This window comes from Kitasatospora sp. NPDC088548 (genome assembly GCF_044753005.1).
GTDB lineage: Bacteria > Actinomycetota > Actinomycetes > Streptomycetales > Streptomycetaceae > Kitasatospora.
In genome coordinates, this window is the sequence record NZ_JBIVMI010000002.1 from 456,598 (window position 1) to 473,160 (window position 16,563).

Consider the following 16,563-nt stretch of genomic DNA (forward strand, 5'->3'; position numbering starts at 1 on the left):
CCGAAGGTGTGAGCAGGCTTGGTGGCAGGGCGCGCGGCGTCGCGCCGACCGCGGTACTGTCACGCGGTCGGCGACGTGGGTGGCGCTGTTCCCTACGGTCAGGCGGCGAGTTCGCCGGCCTGGAGGTGCCAGAGGGACGCGTAGAGCCCGTGCTGTGCGAGCAGCTCGTCGTGGGTGCCCTGTTCGGCCACGACGCCGCCCTTGTCCATGACGAAGATCCGGTCCGCGTGGCGGACGGTGGACAGCCGGTGGGCGATCACGATCACCGTCCGGTCGACGGCGAAGCTCCGGAGCGTCCGCTGGATGGCGGCCTCGGTCTCGTTGTCGACGGCGGAGGTGGCCTCGTCCAGGATGACGACCGGCGAGTCCTTGAGGATCGCCCGGGCCAGGGCGATCCGCTGCCGCTGGCCGCCCGAGAGCGCGGCGCCGCGTTCGCCGATCAGCGTGTCGTAGCCGTCCGGCAGCGTCGCGATGAAGGTGTGCGCCTCGGCCGTCGCGGCCGCCTCGACCACGGCCTCGTCGGAGGCCTCGAAGCTGCCGTAGCGGATGTTGTCGGCGATGCTGCCGTCGAACAGGAACGGGTCCTGGGCGACGAACCCGATCGCTTCGCGCAGGTCCCGCCGCGGCAGGTCACGTACGTCCCGCCCGTCGAGCAGCACGCTGCCGGACTCCGCGTCCTGGAAGCGCATCAGCAGCTTGGCGATCGTCGTCTTGCCGGAGCCGGTGGCGCCGACGATGGCGGTGGTCCGCCCGGCGGGGATGGTCAGCGAGAGGTCCTCCAGCGCCGGGGGGCGGCCGGGGTAGGCGAAGGTCACTTCGTCGAGGACGATCTCCCCGCGCACCTTCTCCATGTCGAGCGGTCCGCCGGTGCCGTCGGTCTCGACGGGCAGCTCGCGCAGCCGCTTGACCCGGTCGTAGGCGGCCAGCGTGCGCTGGTACTGGTCGGCGATGCCACCGAGCCGGCTCATCCGCAGGAGCACCATCTGGGGCAGTCCGATCAGCGGGCTGAACACCTCGAACCGCAGGGTCCCGTTGAGCACCGAGAGGCCGCCGAGCAGCAGGGTGCCGGCCATGGAGCTGGTCGTGCAGACCCGGACGATCTCGGCGTGGCGGATCGCGCTCCGGTCGGTCTGCCGGCTGCTCTCCTGGGCCTCCTCGCTCAGCCGGTCGATGCGATCCGCCTCGTAGCCCTCGGTGCAGAAGCTCTTGACGGTGGCTCCGGCCTCCAGCGTGTTGACCAGCTGGCTGTGCAGCCTGGCCCGGCGCTCGCCGGAAACGGCGTAGTCCTCCGCCACCTTCTCCTGGTAGTGGAACGACAGCCAGGCGATGACCGGGATGGGCAGGAAGGCGATCCAGGCGATCTGCGGTGCCAGCAGCAGGAACGCCGGCACCAGGAGGGCCAGGCTGGTACCCAGTTGCAGCACGTCGTTCGCGGAGGTGGCGAAGAAGGTGCCGAGCTGACCGACGTCCTCCGTGAGCGTGCCGGCGACCCGGGTCGTCCGCTCACCCTCCAGGTGCCGCAGTTCGAGGTGCTGCACGTGCTGGTACGTCCGGTTGCGCCAGTCGTGCTGGATGTCCTGGCCGAGCCCGCGCCACTGGAGGCTGGAGGTGTACGAGAGGGCCGCCACCGCGGCACAGGCCACGGACACCAGGCCCGCCAGGCCCCAGAGCTGGGCGGAGGCGGTGGTCAGGCCGAGGCCGACCAGCGGCGCGGCCCGGCCCTTGATGAGCACCAGCGCGGTCCAGCCGAGGAAGGTGCCGAGCGCCATCTCCGAGACCTGGCAGGCGACCGAGAGCGCGGCAGCGCGGTAGAGCCGCCGGCGGTGCGGTCCGACGATCTCCAGCAGGGGGTGGCGGGCGGATCCGTCCCCGGTCAGTTCCCGGGTCTCGTCGGCCGTCCTGCGCCAGGCCTTCCGGAGGACCGTCACGGTCGCCGTCGCCACACCGCCCAGCGCGACCAGTTGCCTGGTCACCGCCGACCCCCGGATCAGGGCGACTCCGGCCGCCAGGCCGCCCCCGACGGCGAGCACGGGGCCCCCGGCGCCGCGTTCCGCCCGCGGGGCCGGTTCGACGGCGGGCCGGGTCTGCGGCGTCCGCGCCCTTCCGCCGGTGCCCTCCACGACCAGGGTGACCGCTCCGCGGACGAGCCGACCGACGTCGGCGGCCTTCACCCGCGCGTCGTGCCGGACGAGGACCCCTCCGGTGATCGGGCTGGCCTGTGCCTCGGTGATCCCCGGGATGCGCCGCAGGGCCGCGACGAGGACTTCGGCCACCTGGGGTCGCCCGAGGACCGGCTTGACGTCCCAGCGCTGACGGCCCGGAATGACCGAGCGCGGGCGCACGTCCACCTCTACGGAGCGATGTCCGACTGAGGCACCCAGCAGAGATGGCATGTGTACGATCACCTGTTTGCGGAAGTCGCGGAAGCCGTCACGGATCGGACGGGGAACATATGACGAATCGGAAAGTCTGGAGGGGGGAATGGTCCAGCCGACAGGCCGTCGGCCGGCCGCCGCGCAGGCGCATTTCTCCGGGTCCGGTAGAAATACTCACCCGCACGGCGGCCCGGGCCGCAGGCCAGGCCGTCAGTGCGCCTTTCCGGCACCGGCGGTCGCACGGATCTTCGAGGTCCTCGCGTCGCCCTCGGTCCGGTCGGCGGGGTCGTCCTTCTCACCGTTCGGGGTGCCGGCCTCGGCGGCCCGCCGGCCGTCCCCCGAGGGGGCCGCGACGTCACCGGCGGCGATCTGCGCCGCCACCATCTCGGCGGCCACCTCGGCCGCGAGGTCATGGATGTTCTCTCCGGCCTCATGGGCCGCCTTCTTCACCTCCATGGCAAGGCCGACGGATGTCTTGACGACACCGCGCACCAGCGGTTTGAGCAGGCGCTTGGCCAGTGGCGCGACGATGAGGCCAACCAGGAAGGGCGGTACTACGGGCGGCATGATGCTCCATCCTCTTCACGCATACGTATGACAGGGATCCCGGGCACTGCGAACACCGGAGCAGCGCACAGCCGGGCGGACAGAGGTACCCATTTCCGGAATTCACTATTCCCCTGCCGGGGCCCACTGGGCCGAATTCCTTATCGCCGGGGTCCGCCGCCCACTCTCTCGCCACCGTAGTCGAGCCATGCCCACCGAGACCAAACAGTCCCGGCCGATTTCACTCATGCGAGTGATCTTGGCCTGCTTGAGCAGTAAAGGCCGCCGCCTACATATTCAAACCTATGGGCCTATTTTCCTACTTGCTGAGGATTGCCGAGTTCGCGCGCCACCCTCCGCCGAAGGGCCGGGAACGGCAGCCCTCCCCCGCCCAGCACCGCCTCGTGGAAGGCCCGTACGTCGAAGCCCGCTCCGAGCCCGCTCTCGGCCCGGGCCCGCAGCCGGCCGAACTCCAGGTAGCCCGCCCGGTAGGAGAGCGCCTGCCCGGGCAGGTCCGTCGAGTAGCGCAGCAGGTCCGGGACGATCTGGTCGTCCGCCTCGGTGGAGTTGGCGCGCATGAAGTCCCGCGCCTGCGCCAGGCTCATCGTCCCGAGGTTGAGCCCGGTGTCGACGACGAGGCGCTGCGCGGTGAACCGCTCCTGCGCGAGGCGCCCGTACGCGTCCCACGGGTCGTCGTAGAGGCCCATCTCCCAGCCCAGACCGGCCGCGTACTCCGCCCAGCCCTCGTTGAAAGCCGTGAACTCGGCTACCTCGCGGCGCAGTTGCGGCAGTTCCAGGTCCTCTGCCTGCCGGGCGAGGTGGAAGTGGTGCCCGGGAGCCAGCTCGTGGTAGATCAAGGACGCCGCGCCCAGGAGCGAGCGCCGATCCACGTCCGAACCGTTGTAGCGGTAGCGTCCGACCGGGACGTCCGGAGTCGGCTGCTCGTAGTATCCGAAGGTCATCCCCGCCTCCAGCGCCGGATCCAGCCGCGCCAGTCCGTACGGCGCGGCCGGCAGCACGGCGAACCAGCGCGGCAGCAGCGGGGCGAGCCGGTCGAGGTGGCCGCGGTAGCGGGCCTCGACCTCCTCGGGGGTCCGGGCGTACAGACGGGGCTCGGTGCGCAGCCGCTCGTGGAACTCGCCCTCGGGGCCCGGAAATCCGAGGGCCGTGCGGACCTCCCGCATCCGCTCGGCGAGTTCCCGGCACTGCTCGCGGCCGAGCTCGTGGAGCCGCTCGGGCGGCGTGTCGCCCCCACTGTGAGTCCGGACGAACTCCCGGTACGCCTCCTCCCCGCCCGCGTACTGCGCCCAGCCGACGGCCTGCGGCGCCTCGCGCAGGTGGGCCGGGTCGTCGAGGACGGCGAGCAGGCCGTCGAAGGCCGGTGCCAGCTCGGCCTCCACCAGCCGATGCACCCCGTCGCGGAGCCGTCCGCGGTCGGCGCGGCCCAGTCCGCCGAGTCGGTCGTCGTCCACCTCGACCCGGCGCGCCACGGACGCCCGCAGGCCGACGACGGTGGCGCGCGTCCCGGCCAGGGCCGGGGCCGGCACCCGGAAACCGCGTACAGCCTGCTCCGCCGCCTTGTCGGCGATCGAGCCGACCACCCGGGCCAGCTCGTGCAGCAGCGACAAGTACCGCTCGACGTCCGGTCGTTCGGCGAAGCGGAACGGGCACAGGACCACGTCGACGTACTGCGACAGCGGGAACAGCCGGTACGGCGTGGCCGCGGGCGTCAGCCAGTGGCAGCGGCGGGACCGCAGCTCCTGCTCGGCCAACCCCGTGAGGAACGCGGCGGTGTCGGCGTCGACTCCGGACAACCCCACGCCGCCGAGTGCCCGGACCCGCCCGAGCGCACCCTCCGCGAACCGCGCCCGCTCCTCGGCCTCGGCGAGCGACGCCCCGGGGAGCGTCTCCACCGGGAGCCCCTGGCGCACCCTCAGCAGTGGATCGCGTTCCAGCAGGAACTCCCAGTAATCGTCGGCCAGTCGACCGATCTCCTCGCCCGGCGCGTTCGTCCTCGTCCTCATCCGGCCAGTGTGGCGATGACCGGCCGCCCAGTCGCCCGGTCCGCGGAACCGCGGCCGTACTATCCCTCGAACGGGTGAGACGAACCCGATCGCCAGGGGCCGCGCGAACGGCTCCCCGACGCACCCACAGGCGGCTTTCGCTATTCGAACACACTTGCCACAAAGGCGAGTTGACTCGTCAGCGGGAAAACTCGGTGGCACCATGACGCCATGCGCCGTTGCCTCCTGCCGGTCCTCCTGGCAGCCGCCGCCACCGCCACGGCCGTCGCGGTGGCCGGCTGCGCGGGCGTCGCCCGGTCCTCGACGAGCACTCCGCTCGTCGACCACGGGACCGTCCGGATCGCCGCGGCCAGTGAGACGCCCAGCTTCGACCCCTACTCGACCTTCGGCGCCACCCAGGCCCGCTACGCCTACGACTCGCTGGTCAACCTCTCCCCCGACGGCACCGTGGTCTCCGGCCTGGCCTCGACCTGGCAGGCCACCACCACCACGGCCACCTTCACCCTCCGCCCCGGCATCACCTGCTCCGACGGCACCCCCCTCACCGCCTCGGCGGTGGCCCGGGCGCTGACCTACGCGGGCGACCCGGCCAACCAGCTCGCCGGCGCCCAGACCGTCCTCCCCAACGTCCCCTTCACCGTGACCGCCGACGACCCGGCCGGCACCGTTTCGGCCGGCACCGCCGCCCCCTTCCCGTTCCTCACCCGCACCCTCGGCCTGCTGCCGATCGTCTGCCCCGCCGGCCTCGACCGACCCCAGTCGCTCGACCGCGCCACCCACGGCACCGGCCCGTACGTGCTCACCCGCTACTCCCCCGGCGGGCCGTACGAGTTCACCGTCCGCGAGGGCTACACCTGGGGCCCGGCCGGAGCGACCACCGCGGAGCCCGGCCTTCCGGCCCGCATCGTCATCTCGGTGGTGCCCCAGGCCTCCACCACCGCGAACCTGCTCCTCACCGGCGGCGTCGACATCGCGAACGTGAACGGGCCGGACCGCGCCCGGCTCACCGGCCACGGCCTGTCCACCACCGACGTGGCGACCGTCGTCGGACTGACCTTCTTCAACCAGCGCCCCGGCCGACCGCTGGCCGACCCTGCGCTGCGCAGGGCCCTGGTGTCCGCGCTCGACCACCAGGGCCTCGCCAACGTCGCCGTCGGCGGCACCGGCCGGCCCGCCACCGACTTCGGCGCCGAGGGCGCCGTCTGCCACGCCGACCTCGCCGCAGCCAACCTACCGACGCAGGACGCCACCGAGGCCCTGCGCGCCGCCGGCTGGACCCACGACCCGGACGGCCGGTTGACCAAGGACGGCCGACCGCTGCGGCTGCGACTGATCACCAGCCCGGACCTCGGACCGACCCTGCCGCCCGCCGCCGAGCTGATGTCCCGCACCTGGACGGAGCTCGGCGCGGACGTCAAGCTGGTCACCGAGAGCCTGCCCGCCCTCGTCAACGCCATGTACCGGACCGGCGACTTCGACGTCGTGGTCGGCACCTCACCGGGCTTCGCCCTGCCGGTCGGCTTCATCCCGTTCTTCTCCGGCCCCACCCCCGCCCAGGGCCTCAACTTCGCGGGCGTCGCCAACCCCGAGTACGACGCCCTGGTCGCCCAGGCCCTCCGGGAGCCGGACACCGAGGGCTGCGACACCTGGAACCGGGCCACCGCCGCCCTCTTCCGCTCGGTCGACGCCCTGCCGATCGCGGACGGCCGGAGCACCGTGTACGGCCACCGCACCACCTTCGCCACCACCTTCGGCGGCCAGCTCGTCCCCACCAGCATCCGCCTCCACCAGTGACCGGGGGCCCACCGTGTCCTTGCCCCATCTGCTGCGGAATCCCTGGACGGCGTTCCTCGGCCGCCGCACCGCCCGGCTGCTCCTCTCCCTCGGGGTCGTGCTCACCGCGTCGTTCGTGATGATCCGCCTGGTGCCCGGCGACCCGGTCCGCGCGGCGCTCGGCGTCGACGCCTCCCCCGCTCTGGTGGCCGCACGCCGGCACCAACTCGGGCTCGACGCGCCCTTCCTGTCCCAGTACCGGCACTATCTCGACGGCCTCGTGCACGGCGACCTCGGCAGCTCGCTGGTCACCGGGACACCGGTCGCGGAGCTCGTCCGCACCCGGCTGCCGGCCACCCTGGAGATCGCCGGCCTGGCCTTCCTCGTCACCCTCGCCGTCGCCCTGCCCTGCGGACTGCTCGCCGCCGTCCGCACCCGTGACGGCCGGCACCCGCGCAGCGAGCTGGCGTTCACCGTGGTCACCGCCGGACTCGCGGGGGTACCGGACTTCGTCCTGGCCGCCGGGCTCACCGCGCTGCTGGCCGTCGGCCTCCAGCTGCTGCCGGTGGCCGGCGCGGCGGGCGCGGAGTCCTTCGTCCTGCCGGTCCTCGCGCTCTCCCTCGCGCCCACGGCCGTCCTGGTGCGCATCGTCCGGGTGGAGGCGCTGAAGGTGCTGTCCGAGGACTACATGCGCACCGCCCGGAGCAAGCGGCTGTCCCCCACCCGCCGCTACCTGCGGCACGCGGCGCCGAACATGGCGACCGCCGCGCTCACTGTCGCCGGAAGCCTGCTGCCCGCCTTGATCGCCGGCACGGTGCTGGTCGAGAAGGTGTTCGCCTGGCCCGGCATCGGCTCGGCGCTGGCGCAGTCGGTGGTCACCCAGGACTACCCGGTGGTCCAGGCGACGGTCCTGATCCTGGGCACGACCGTACTACTCGCCGGCCTCCTGGTCGACGTGCTGCTGGCGCTGCTGGACCCGCGCTCTGCGATCAGGGAGAGCTGAGGATCCGATGCCCCTTCCCACCAGGTACCCGCGCTCGCCCATGGCCTGGGTCACGGCGGCCATGCTGGCGTCGCTGGTCGTGCTCGCGCTGGCCGGCCCCCTCCTCTGGGGCGCGGCGGCGGACCGCCCCGACCCCTCGGCGGTGCTGCAAGGCCCGTCCGCGGCCCACCCGTTCGGCACCGACAGCCTCGGACGGGACCTGCTCGCCCGGGTCCTGACCGCCACCCGGCCCTCCCTGCTGCTCGCGCTGGCCGCGACCGCGATCGGCGCGGGTACGGGCATCCTCCTCGGCGCGTCCACCGCCGTGGTCGGCCGCCGCACCCGCCGGCTGCTCGCCGGGCTGATCAACCTCCTGCTCGCCTTCCCCGCGCTCCTGGTCGCGATGTTCCTCGCGGTCGTGTTCGGCGCGGGCGCCGGCGGGGCGACGCTCGCCCTCGCCGTCGCCGGTGTGCCCGGTTTCGCCCGGCTCGCCCAGACGCTCGCCGCCGCCGTCGCGGGCACCGACCACCTGGCCTCGGCCCGGGTCCTCGGCCTGCGCCGGCACCGGCTGCTGTGGCGGCACGTCCTGCCCAACATCGCCGAGCCGCTGCTGCTGAGCGCGACCACGGCGGCGGGCACCTCCCTGGTCGCGCTCTCCGGGCTGAGCTTCCTCGGCCTGGGCGTCCAGCCGCCCGGCTACGACTGGGGGCAGTTGCTCAACCAGGGGCTCGACCGCATCTACGCACAGCCGCTGCCCGCCCTCGCCCCCGGCCTGGCCATCCTCTACGCGGCGCTGACGTTCCAGCTGCTCGGCGAGGTCCTGGCGGGAGGCGTCGCCCGGCGCGGCCCGGCACCCCGTGCGCCCCGGCAGCCGGTCGCGCCGAGCGGGCCCGCCGAGGACGGTCTCGTACTCCAGGTCGAGGGCCTGAGCGTCGAACTCCCCACCCCGGACGGCGTGATCCGACCGGTTCGCGGCGTGGGCCTTTCCCTGCGGCCGGGTGAGATCGTCGGGCTCGTCGGCGAGTCCGGCTCCGGCAAGTCGCTCACCGCGCTCGCGATCGCCGACCTGCTCCCGGAGCGGGCCCTGGTGTCCCACCGGACCCTCCGTCTGCTCGGCGCCGACCTGGGCGCCATGACGCCGGCCCAGCGCGAACACCACCTCGCGACCGGCCTGGCGATGGTCTTCCAGAACCCGGCCACGGCGCTCAATCCGTCGCTGCGCATCGCCACCCAGCTCACCGAGACCGTCCGCGCCCATCGCGGTGCGAGCCGCGCCCAGGCGTTGGCGGAGGCCTCGGACGCCCTGCGCCGGGTGGCCCTTCCCCCTGCCCTGCTGCGGGCACGCCCCCACCAGCTCTCCGGCGGCCAGCGCCAGCGCGTGATGATCGCCTCCGGGCTGATGGTGCGGCCGGGCCTGATCATCGCCGACGAGCCGACCACCGCGCTCGACGTCACCGTGCAGCGGCAGATCACCCGGCTGCTGTCCGAGATCCGGCGGGACACCTCCGCCGCCGTCCTGTTCATCAGCCACGATGTCGCGCTGGTGGGCGAGTTCTGCGAGCGCGTCCTGGTGATGTACGCGGGAACCATCGTCGAGACCCTGCCCGCCGACCGTCTCGCGACCGGCACCCGGCACCCCTACACCAGGGCCCTGGTCGAGTCGGTACCGGACCTCACCGCGGACCGCGACCGGCCGCTGCCCACGGTGGAGGGCGCACTGCCCGAGCCGCTCGCGCCCGCCCCGGGCTGCCCGTTCGAGCCCCGCTGCCCACGTCGCCGGGACCACTGCGCCGAGGAGACCCCGCCGCTGGAGGACCTCGACGCGGTCCACCGGGTGGCCTGCTGGTACCCGGTGGCGGCGGAGGTGGTCGCGTCATGACCGCTCTTCAGCTCACCGGCCTCACCGTCCGCCACCACGGCCCGCGCGGCCCCGTCGCCGCCGTAGACGGGGTCTCGCTGGAGATCCCGCCCGGCACCACGCTCGGCCTCGTGGGCGAGTCCGGCTCCGGGAAGTCGAGCCTGGCCCGCGCGATCGTCGGCCTCACCCCCGTGCACGGGGGTCGGGTCCTGCTCGACGGCCGGGAGGTCCGGGCCCGCACCGTCGGCGACCGGCGCCGACTCGGCCGCCTGGTCCAGATCGTCCTCCAGGACCCGGACACCGCGCTGGATCCCCGGATGACCGTCCGCCAGACGCTCGGCGAAGCGGCGACCGCGTTCCACCGGCTCGACCGGCAGGCCCGTGCCGAGCGGGTCACCGCCCTGCTCGAACTCGTCGGCCTGAACCCCCGGTTCGCGGACCGCCTGCCCCGGCAACTGTCCGGCGGCCAGCGCCAGCGGGTCGCCGTCGCCCGCGCCCTGGCCGTCGAGCCCGGACTGCTGATCGCCGACGAGATCACCTCGGCGCTCGACGTCTCGGTGCAGGCGTCCGTCCTCAACACGATCCGCGGCCTCCAGCGGCGGCTGGGCCTGTCCATGCTGTTCATCGGCCACAACCTGCCCGCGGTCTGCTACGTCTCCGACGTGGTGGCGGTCATGCGGCACGGTCGGATCGTCGAGACCGCCCCCACCGAGGCCCTGCTGCGCGACCCACGGCACCCGTACACCCGGACGCTGCTCGCCTCCGTGCCCAGCCTGCGCACCTCCCTGCCCGACGAGAGGCCGTCATGACCACCAGCCGACCGGACGCGGTCGTCGTCGGAGCCGGGGTGATCGGCGCCGCCGTCGCCCTCGAACTCGCCCGCACCGGACGGCAGGTGGTCGTCGTGGACAAGGCGGGCGCCGCCGGCCACGGCTCCACCAGCGCCTCCAGTGCGATCATCCGGTTCAACTACTCCACCTTCGACGGCGTCGCCACGGCCTGGGAGGCCCAGCACCTCTGGACGTCCTGGCCCGACCACCTGCGGCTCACCGGCCGCCGCCCGCTCGCGGCCTTCCACCGCAGCGGCGCCGTGCTGCTCGACTCCCCCGCCGTCGCACCGTCCGGGGTCACCGCCCTGTTCGACCGCGCGGGCGTCCAGTACGAACGGTGGGACGCCCCTGCGCTGCGCCGACACCTCCCCGGGATCGACCCCGGGCGGTACTGGCCGCCGAAGCCCGTGGACGACGACGCCTTCTTCGACGGCCCGACCGGTGAGCTCGGTGCCCTGTTCACCCCGGACGCCGGGTTCGTCGACGACCCGCAGCTCGCCGCCCAGAACCTCGCCGACGCGGCGGCCGAGCTGGGCGCGAGCTTCCTGTTCCACCACACCGTGGTGGCCGTCGACCGGCACGCGGACCGGGTCGCGGGCATCCGGCTGGCCGACGGAACACGGATCTCCGCGCCGGTCGTGGTCAACGCCGCCGGCCCGTGGTCGGGAGGCCTCAACCGGCTGTCCGGCGTCGGCAGCGACTTCACGATCGGCGTGCGCCCGCTGCGCGAGGAGGTCCACCAGGTCGTCGCGCCGAGCGGCCACACCACCGGTCCCGGACCCGGCCCCGTCGTCGCCGACCTCGACCTCGGCACCTACCTGCGAGCGGCCTCCGGCGGCCGCCTCCTGGTCGGCGGCACCGAGCCACCCTGCGACCCGCCGGAGTGGATCGACGACCCGGACGAAGCCGACCCCCGCCCCACCGCCCACCGCTTCCGGACCCAGGTCACCCGGGCGGCCCGCCGCTTCCCGGAGATCGGCGTCCCGAACCGGCCCCTCGGGGTCGCGGGCGTGTACGACGTCGCCGACGACTGGACCCCGATCTACGACCGCACCGCCCTCGACGGCTACTACGTCGCCATGGGCACGAGCGGCAACCAGTTCAAGAACGCCCCGCTGGTGGGCCGCTACCTCGCCACCCTGATCGACCTGGTCGAGGCCGGCCACGACCACGACGGCGACCCGGTCCACTACCGCTGCGAGCACACCGGCAACGTCGTGGACCTGGGCGCCTTCTCCCGCCGGCGCCCGGTCCGGGCCCGCTCCGCCCGTACGGTCATGGGCTGAACGTACGGTCATGGGGTGTGAACATGCGGTCATGGGCCGAGCGTGCGCAGCTCCCGCACCAGATCCGCGACCACACCGACCACGAACCCGGGCTCCTCGGTCGGGAAGTCATGGCCGGTGCCCGCCGGTGTGTACACCACCCGGGCCGCGGTCGACGCCGCCAGGTAGCGGGTCCGGGCCCTGAGGTAGAAGCGGCCGATCCGCCCGGCCTCGGCCGCGTCCCGGGCGGCGGCCAGTACCGTCTCGCCACCCGTGAGGTCGCGGGGTACGACCAGCACCAGCGGCAGGTCGCCGAGGTCCCCGTCGTAGACCACGGTCTCCCAGCCCACCTCCGCCAGGCCGGAGGGCGAGAGCTCCGCGAAGATCGACGCGGCGGCGCAGTACTGGCCGGTCCGGCCGCCACGGTCACGGTGCGCACCGAACAGGTGCCGCACCGCCGTCAGCAGGAACTCCCGGCGCATGCCCGCCACCAGCCGGTTGGGCGGCGCGAAGGCGATGACATCCAGGGGCGTCGGATCCAGCAGCACGAGTCCAGCCACCAGGTCCGGCCGCCGCCGGGCGGCGTTCGCGACCAGCAGCCCGCCGAAGGAATGGCCGACGAACACGTACGGAGCCCGCTCCCCCGCCGCCTCCAGCGCGGCCGGCAGTTCCTCCGCCTCGGCCGCCGTCGTCCTCGGGAAGGGCCCGACATCGCTCCAGCCCGAACCGAACCGGTCGACCAGCACCGAGCGGGTCCGGGCCGCCATCATCGCGTGCAACTGCCCGAACTCCTCGCCCGGCGCGTGTCCGCCCGGCATCCAGACCACGGTCGGCCCGTCCCCGGCGACCCCCTCGGCGAGGACGTGCATCCGGCGCCCACCCACCTCGACCAGCCGCCCCGGCGGCCGGCCCGCCCCCGCTCCGCGGCCCACCAGCACCAGGTGCCGCACCGCACCGACCGCCAGCACCACACCGACGGTCACGAATAAGATGCCGAGCGTCACCGCCCAAGTCGCACCGGTCCCGACCAGCCCGGCACCCACACCCGCCACCAGCAGCGCGACCGGCACCCCCAGCCAGTCCCGGCTCACCAGTGCGAGCAGGGCGTTCGCCACCCGTCCGTTTCGGCGCATCGGTCCTCCGCGGTGTCCGGGAGCCGACCTCTGCCCGTCTTCTTCCCCCATCCGTACGCCCTGACGCGCCCCGGCGAACACACAATCGGCAGCCCAGGGCCTGCCCGCCCTGCGCCCCGCCGTCCTGACAGGCCCGCCGAGCCACCGCGCAGCGGGCCGTCCGGACCGTGGTCCGGACCAGTGGTCCGGACCACGTCACGGCGTGTCGGCGGGCCGGTGCGGGGCGCGGCCGGGCCGGACGGTGGTGACGACCGGCCAGATCAGGCTGTACACCAGGACCTTGGTGAGCGGGTTGAGCCAGACCAGCAGCGGGGCGCCCCGGTCGGGCCCGCCGACCAGGGCCACCAGGCCGAAGATCAGGCCGACGCTGATCGCGTAGGCCAGCAGGAAGCGGAACCAGCCCGCCCACGCGTCCAGGACGGCGGCCCGCCCGTACAGCTTCGGCGGCGGGGGCGGCGCGTTCCCGGCGCAGCGGCGGGCGAACTTCGCGTCGGCCCAGCGGATCGTCCGGTGCCCGTAGACCACCGTGATGCCGAGGTAGGCCGCCGACAGACCGTGCCAGACCGTCGGCTCGACACCGTCGCGGATGCTCAGCACGGTGGTCACCAGCAGCACCACGTCGATCAGCGGGACGCAGAACAGCAGCGCGCCGCCGAGCCGGGGCCGGCCGGCCGCGTAGCGGGCCGCCAGGCCGGCCACCAGCAGGACCCAGAAGAGCACGTCGCAGGCGAGGATGAGAGTGAGAATGGCACGGCCCCCTTGTGTGACAGGTCGAACTGTGTGACAGGTCGAACACCCATTGTCCCCGCCGGCGCGACGGCCAGGCACCCGAAGCCCGGCGGGGGCGGTGCGGTCCGGTCAGCCCGGCCCGGGTGCCGGGCCGAGCAGCGTGGTCCGGACGGTGGCCACCCGCCCGCCCCGCGCGTCGTCGATCGTGGTCCGGAACACCACCCGGTCCCGGCCGGCCTGACGGTCCATCGCCTCCGGGACCGCCTCGGCGGCCAGTTCGTCGCCGGCCCGCAGCGCCCGCTCGAAGCCGAACCACTGCGCCAGGTGGACCGTGCCCTCCGGAGGGAGGCCGAACTCCGGGTCCGTCAGCAGCTGCCAGTACGCCTCCCCCGCGACCAGCGCCGCGAAGGTGGGCGGGGCCAGGAGGTCCGGGTGGCCGGCGGCCCGGGCGGCGACCGGGTCGTGGTAGAGCGGGTTCGGGTCGCCGATCGCCGCCGCGAACGCGCGGACCGCCGCGCGGGTCACCAGGAACGGCTCCGGTGCGGCGAACACCCGGTCCAGACAGGCCCGGTTGAGCGCCATGCCGGTCAGCCGCCCACCGCGTGCGCGCCGCCGTCCACGTGCACGATCTCGCCCGTGGTGGCCGACAGCCAGTCCGACAGCAGGACGGCGCAGGCCCGCGCGGTCGGCCCGGCGTCCGCCGCGTCCCAGCCGAGCGGGGCCGCCCGGTCCCAGTCGTGCCCGTCGAAGCCAGGGACGCCGCGCGCGGCGGTGGTCGCCAGCGGGCCGGCCGCCACCAGGTTGACCCGGATCCCGCGCGGCCCCAACTCCTTGGCCAGGTAAAGGGCGCAGGACTCCAGCCCGGCCTTGGCCACGCCCATCCAGTCGTAGCCGGACCAGGCCCGCGAGGCGTCGAAGTCCAGCCCGACCACCGAGCCGCCCGGCCCCATCAGCGGCAGCGCGGCCATGGTCAGCGACGTGAGCGAGTAGGTCGAGACGTGCACGGCGGTCGCGACGTCCTCCCACGGCGTGCTCAGGAAGTTGCCGCCCAGCGCGGACGGCGGCGCGTACCCGATCGAGTGCAGCACGCCGTCCAGGCCGTCCAGATGCGCGCCGACCCGCTCGGCCAGCGAGCCGAGCTGCCCGGTGTCGGTGACGTCCAGTCCGATCACCGGCGGCGGCTCGGGCAGCCGCTGGGCGACCCGCCGGACCAGGCTCGGCCGGCCGTGCGCGGTGAGGACCACGCGCGCGCCCTCCTCCTGGGCGACGCGCGCGACGTGGAAGGCGATCGAGGCCGGGGTGAGGACGCCGGTGATCAGCAGGCCCCGGCCGCCGAGGATGCCCATCGGTTCTCCGGTTCTCCGGCTCTCCGTTCGGTGCGTTCGGTGCGTTCGGTGCGTGAGTGAGGTGCGTGGGGCGGTGCGCGGCCCGCCGGTGCCGGGCCGGGGGAAGGACCGTCAGTGCCCCATCGAGGAGCCGCCGTCCACGGGGACGACCGCGCCGCCCGGTGACCTCTCCCCCGCCGAGCCCCGCCGCCGCCCACACATCGTCCGCAAAGGCAAACGCCCGACTTGCCGAGGTCTACCAGGCCCGGAAACTCCCCGCAGAGCCAGCGCAAGGCGGAACGGATCCAGAAGTACGGCCCGATGCAGTGCGAGGTCCATACCCCTCGAAGGGGCGATGAGGACCATCGCCCCTTCGAGGGGTAGCAACGTGGGAGTTTCTGACCTTCGGCCGTCCTGGCCGTTGGAAAACATCCGTGTCGGCGATTGGGTTCCGCGGTCCGCAGCGTGGCTTGTCGGATACAGCCAAACGTGCCTGCGGCCCTTGACGGTCGACCCGTCCGGGCTCACGCAGGCCGCGCACAACCGCATGCTGCTCGACGTGGCCCTCGCGCAATGTGACGCACGGCAGTGGGACACCTCCCTGGACACCCTCCTTGAGGTCTGCTCATCCCACCCGGAGTGGTCGCGCCACCAGGCCATCCCGGGTGTCATCATCCAGAGAGCCGGTCACGCCAGTACCAGCCGTATCCGGAAACTGTCCGCCATCCTGGGCACCTCGCCAACCGTCCGTTGGCACCCGAGTCACCCGAACCACCTGCATTGGAGCGCACGTTGTCCTACCGCGGCCTGATCCTCGACTTCGCGGGAGTGATGACCACCCCCATCGGCCACTCCTCCCGCGCGTGGTGCACCGGCGAAGGGCTGCCCGCCGACACCTGGCGCAGCACCCTTGAGGACGACCCTGTGGGGCGCGCGCTCTATGTCGAGCTCGAACTCGGCCGGATGTCGCAGAGCGACTGGAACCGGGAAACGGCGGCAATCATGGGGGTTGCTCCCGAGAACCTGATGGGGCGGGCTCACGCAGAAGTGCGCGCCGTTCCCTCGATGGTCGCGCTTGCCCAGCAGGCCCGCAGCGCGGGAATCATCGTTGCCCTCCTGTCGAACTCCTACGGGTTCGACCCGTACAACCCGTATGCCGAGACCGGAGTATGGGATCTTTTCGACGTGCGAGTCATCAGCGGCGAAGAAGGCATCGCCAAGCCCGACCCGGGGATATACCAGCGCACGTTGGACCGCATGGATCTGGCCGCCGCCGACTGCGTCTTCGTGGACGACCATCCGGCGAACCTGGTACCGGCCGAGACCCTGGGCATAACCGCGGTGTTCGCCGATGGACCGGCAACGGCCGGCCGAGTCGCACGAATGCTCGACCTTGACCCCGTTCAGCGGCCGTGACCGTTCGCCCGTAAGGCCTTGCAATCAAAATGAGTTGACGCTTCACCGAGAACGACTTCGAGCTGGATGTCACGGTCACCGATCAGGGCCCGGTCATCGCCGAACTGATGAGCAGCACCGATGACGGCTGCGGCGGCACCTGTCAGAGCGCCTGCTCGAGCAGCACCTGCATCGCCTGACCAGGGGTGGGGGGGGGGGGGGGGGGGGGCGCGCCCCCCCCCGGGGGGGGGCCGGGGGGGGGGGGGCCCGGGGGGGGGGGGGGGGGGGGGGGGGGGGGGGGGGGGGGGGGGGGGGGGGGCCCCCCCGT

General features: G+C 73.5%; 14 protein-coding genes. 7 read left to right on the plus strand and 7 right to left on the minus strand.

Translation table 11 applies throughout. The annotated features are described in order from the left end of the window. Positions 1-98 precede the first annotated feature (98 nt). From ACIP82_RS04905 to ACIP82_RS04915, 3 genes are all read right to left on the minus strand, one after another. Positions 99-2,393, minus strand: a complete 2,295-nt coding sequence (locus ACIP82_RS04905) for an ATP-binding cassette domain-containing protein (protein ID WP_400650905.1) — start codon at positions 2,391-2,393, stop codon at positions 99-101. A gap of 192 nt (positions 2,394-2,585) precedes the next feature. Further along, a complete protein-coding gene (locus ACIP82_RS04910) occupies positions 2,586-2,942 on the minus strand; it encodes a DUF5132 domain-containing protein (protein ID WP_400650908.1) in 357 nt (118 codons plus the stop codon). 290 nt (positions 2,943-3,232) lie between these two features. After that, complete coding sequence (locus ACIP82_RS04915) at positions 3,233-4,945, minus strand: DUF885 domain-containing protein (RefSeq protein WP_400650910.1); 1,713 nt, start codon at positions 4,943-4,945, stop codon at positions 3,233-3,235. Positions 4,946-5,155: 210 nt separating this feature from the next. Between ACIP82_RS04915 and ACIP82_RS04920 the strand changes: the two genes are divergently transcribed. The 5 genes from ACIP82_RS04920 to ACIP82_RS04940 are packed head-to-tail and all read left to right on the plus strand — an operon-like array spanning position 5,156 to position 11,674. Next, the gene (locus ACIP82_RS04920; protein ID WP_400650913.1) at positions 5,156-6,739 is read left to right on the plus strand and encodes an ABC transporter substrate-binding protein; all 1,584 of its coding nucleotides are present in this window, start codon (positions 5,156-5,158) and stop codon (positions 6,737-6,739) included. A gap of 13 nt (positions 6,740-6,752) precedes the next feature. Further along, on the plus strand, positions 6,753-7,721 hold the full coding sequence (locus ACIP82_RS04925; protein WP_400650915.1) for an ABC transporter permease: 969 nt from the start codon (positions 6,753-6,755) through the stop codon (positions 7,719-7,721). 7 nt (positions 7,722-7,728) lie between these two features. Continuing rightward, positions 7,729-9,579 carry a dipeptide/oligopeptide/nickel ABC transporter permease/ATP-binding protein gene (locus tag ACIP82_RS04930; protein ID WP_400650918.1) on the plus strand — a complete coding sequence of 617 codons (1,851 nt, stop codon included), beginning with the start codon at positions 7,729-7,731 and terminating at the stop codon, positions 9,577-9,579. After that, positions 9,576-10,367, plus strand: a complete 792-nt coding sequence (locus ACIP82_RS04935; RefSeq protein WP_400650921.1) for an ABC transporter ATP-binding protein — start codon at positions 9,576-9,578, stop codon at positions 10,365-10,367. Before ACIP82_RS04930 ends, ACIP82_RS04935 begins: the two co-directional genes overlap by 4 nt. Then, positions 10,364-11,674, plus strand: a complete 1,311-nt coding sequence (locus tag ACIP82_RS04940; protein WP_400650924.1) for an NAD(P)/FAD-dependent oxidoreductase — start codon at positions 10,364-10,366, stop codon at positions 11,672-11,674. Before ACIP82_RS04935 ends, ACIP82_RS04940 begins: the two co-directional genes overlap by 4 nt. A 29-nt stretch (positions 11,675-11,703) precedes the next feature. On the opposite strand, the gene ACIP82_RS04945 is transcribed toward ACIP82_RS04940, so the two are convergent. From ACIP82_RS04945 to fabI, 4 genes are all read right to left on the minus strand, one after another. Then, a complete protein-coding gene (locus tag ACIP82_RS04945; protein ID WP_400650927.1) occupies positions 11,704-12,786 on the minus strand; it encodes an alpha/beta hydrolase in 1,083 nt (360 codons plus the stop codon). A 195-nt stretch (positions 12,787-12,981) separates the two neighbouring features. After that, positions 12,982-13,506 (minus strand): hypothetical protein, encoded by a 525-nt coding sequence (locus ACIP82_RS04950; protein ID WP_400650930.1) that lies wholly within the window; start codon positions 13,504-13,506, stop codon positions 12,982-12,984. A 138-nt stretch (positions 13,507-13,644) separates the two neighbouring features. Beyond that, the gene (locus tag ACIP82_RS04955; protein ID WP_400650933.1) at positions 13,645-14,097 is read right to left on the minus strand and encodes a MaoC family dehydratase N-terminal domain-containing protein; all 453 of its coding nucleotides are present in this window, start codon (positions 14,095-14,097) and stop codon (positions 13,645-13,647) included. Between the two features lie 5 nt (positions 14,098-14,102). Further along, positions 14,103-14,861 (minus strand): enoyl-ACP reductase FabI, encoded by a 759-nt coding sequence (gene fabI / locus ACIP82_RS04960; RefSeq protein WP_400650936.1) that lies wholly within the window; start codon positions 14,859-14,861, stop codon positions 14,103-14,105. A gap of 759 nt (positions 14,862-15,620) precedes the next feature. On the opposite strand from fabI, the gene ACIP82_RS04965 reads away from it, so the two are divergent. Continuing rightward, a complete protein-coding gene (locus ACIP82_RS04965; protein WP_400650939.1) occupies positions 15,621-16,256 on the plus strand; it encodes an HAD-IA family hydrolase in 636 nt (211 codons plus the stop codon). Positions 16,257-16,318: 62 nt separating this feature from the next. After that, complete coding sequence (locus ACIP82_RS04970) at positions 16,319-16,435, plus strand: FxLD family lanthipeptide (RefSeq protein ID WP_400651151.1); 117 nt, start codon at positions 16,319-16,321, stop codon at positions 16,433-16,435. Positions 16,436-16,563 lie beyond the last annotated feature (128 nt).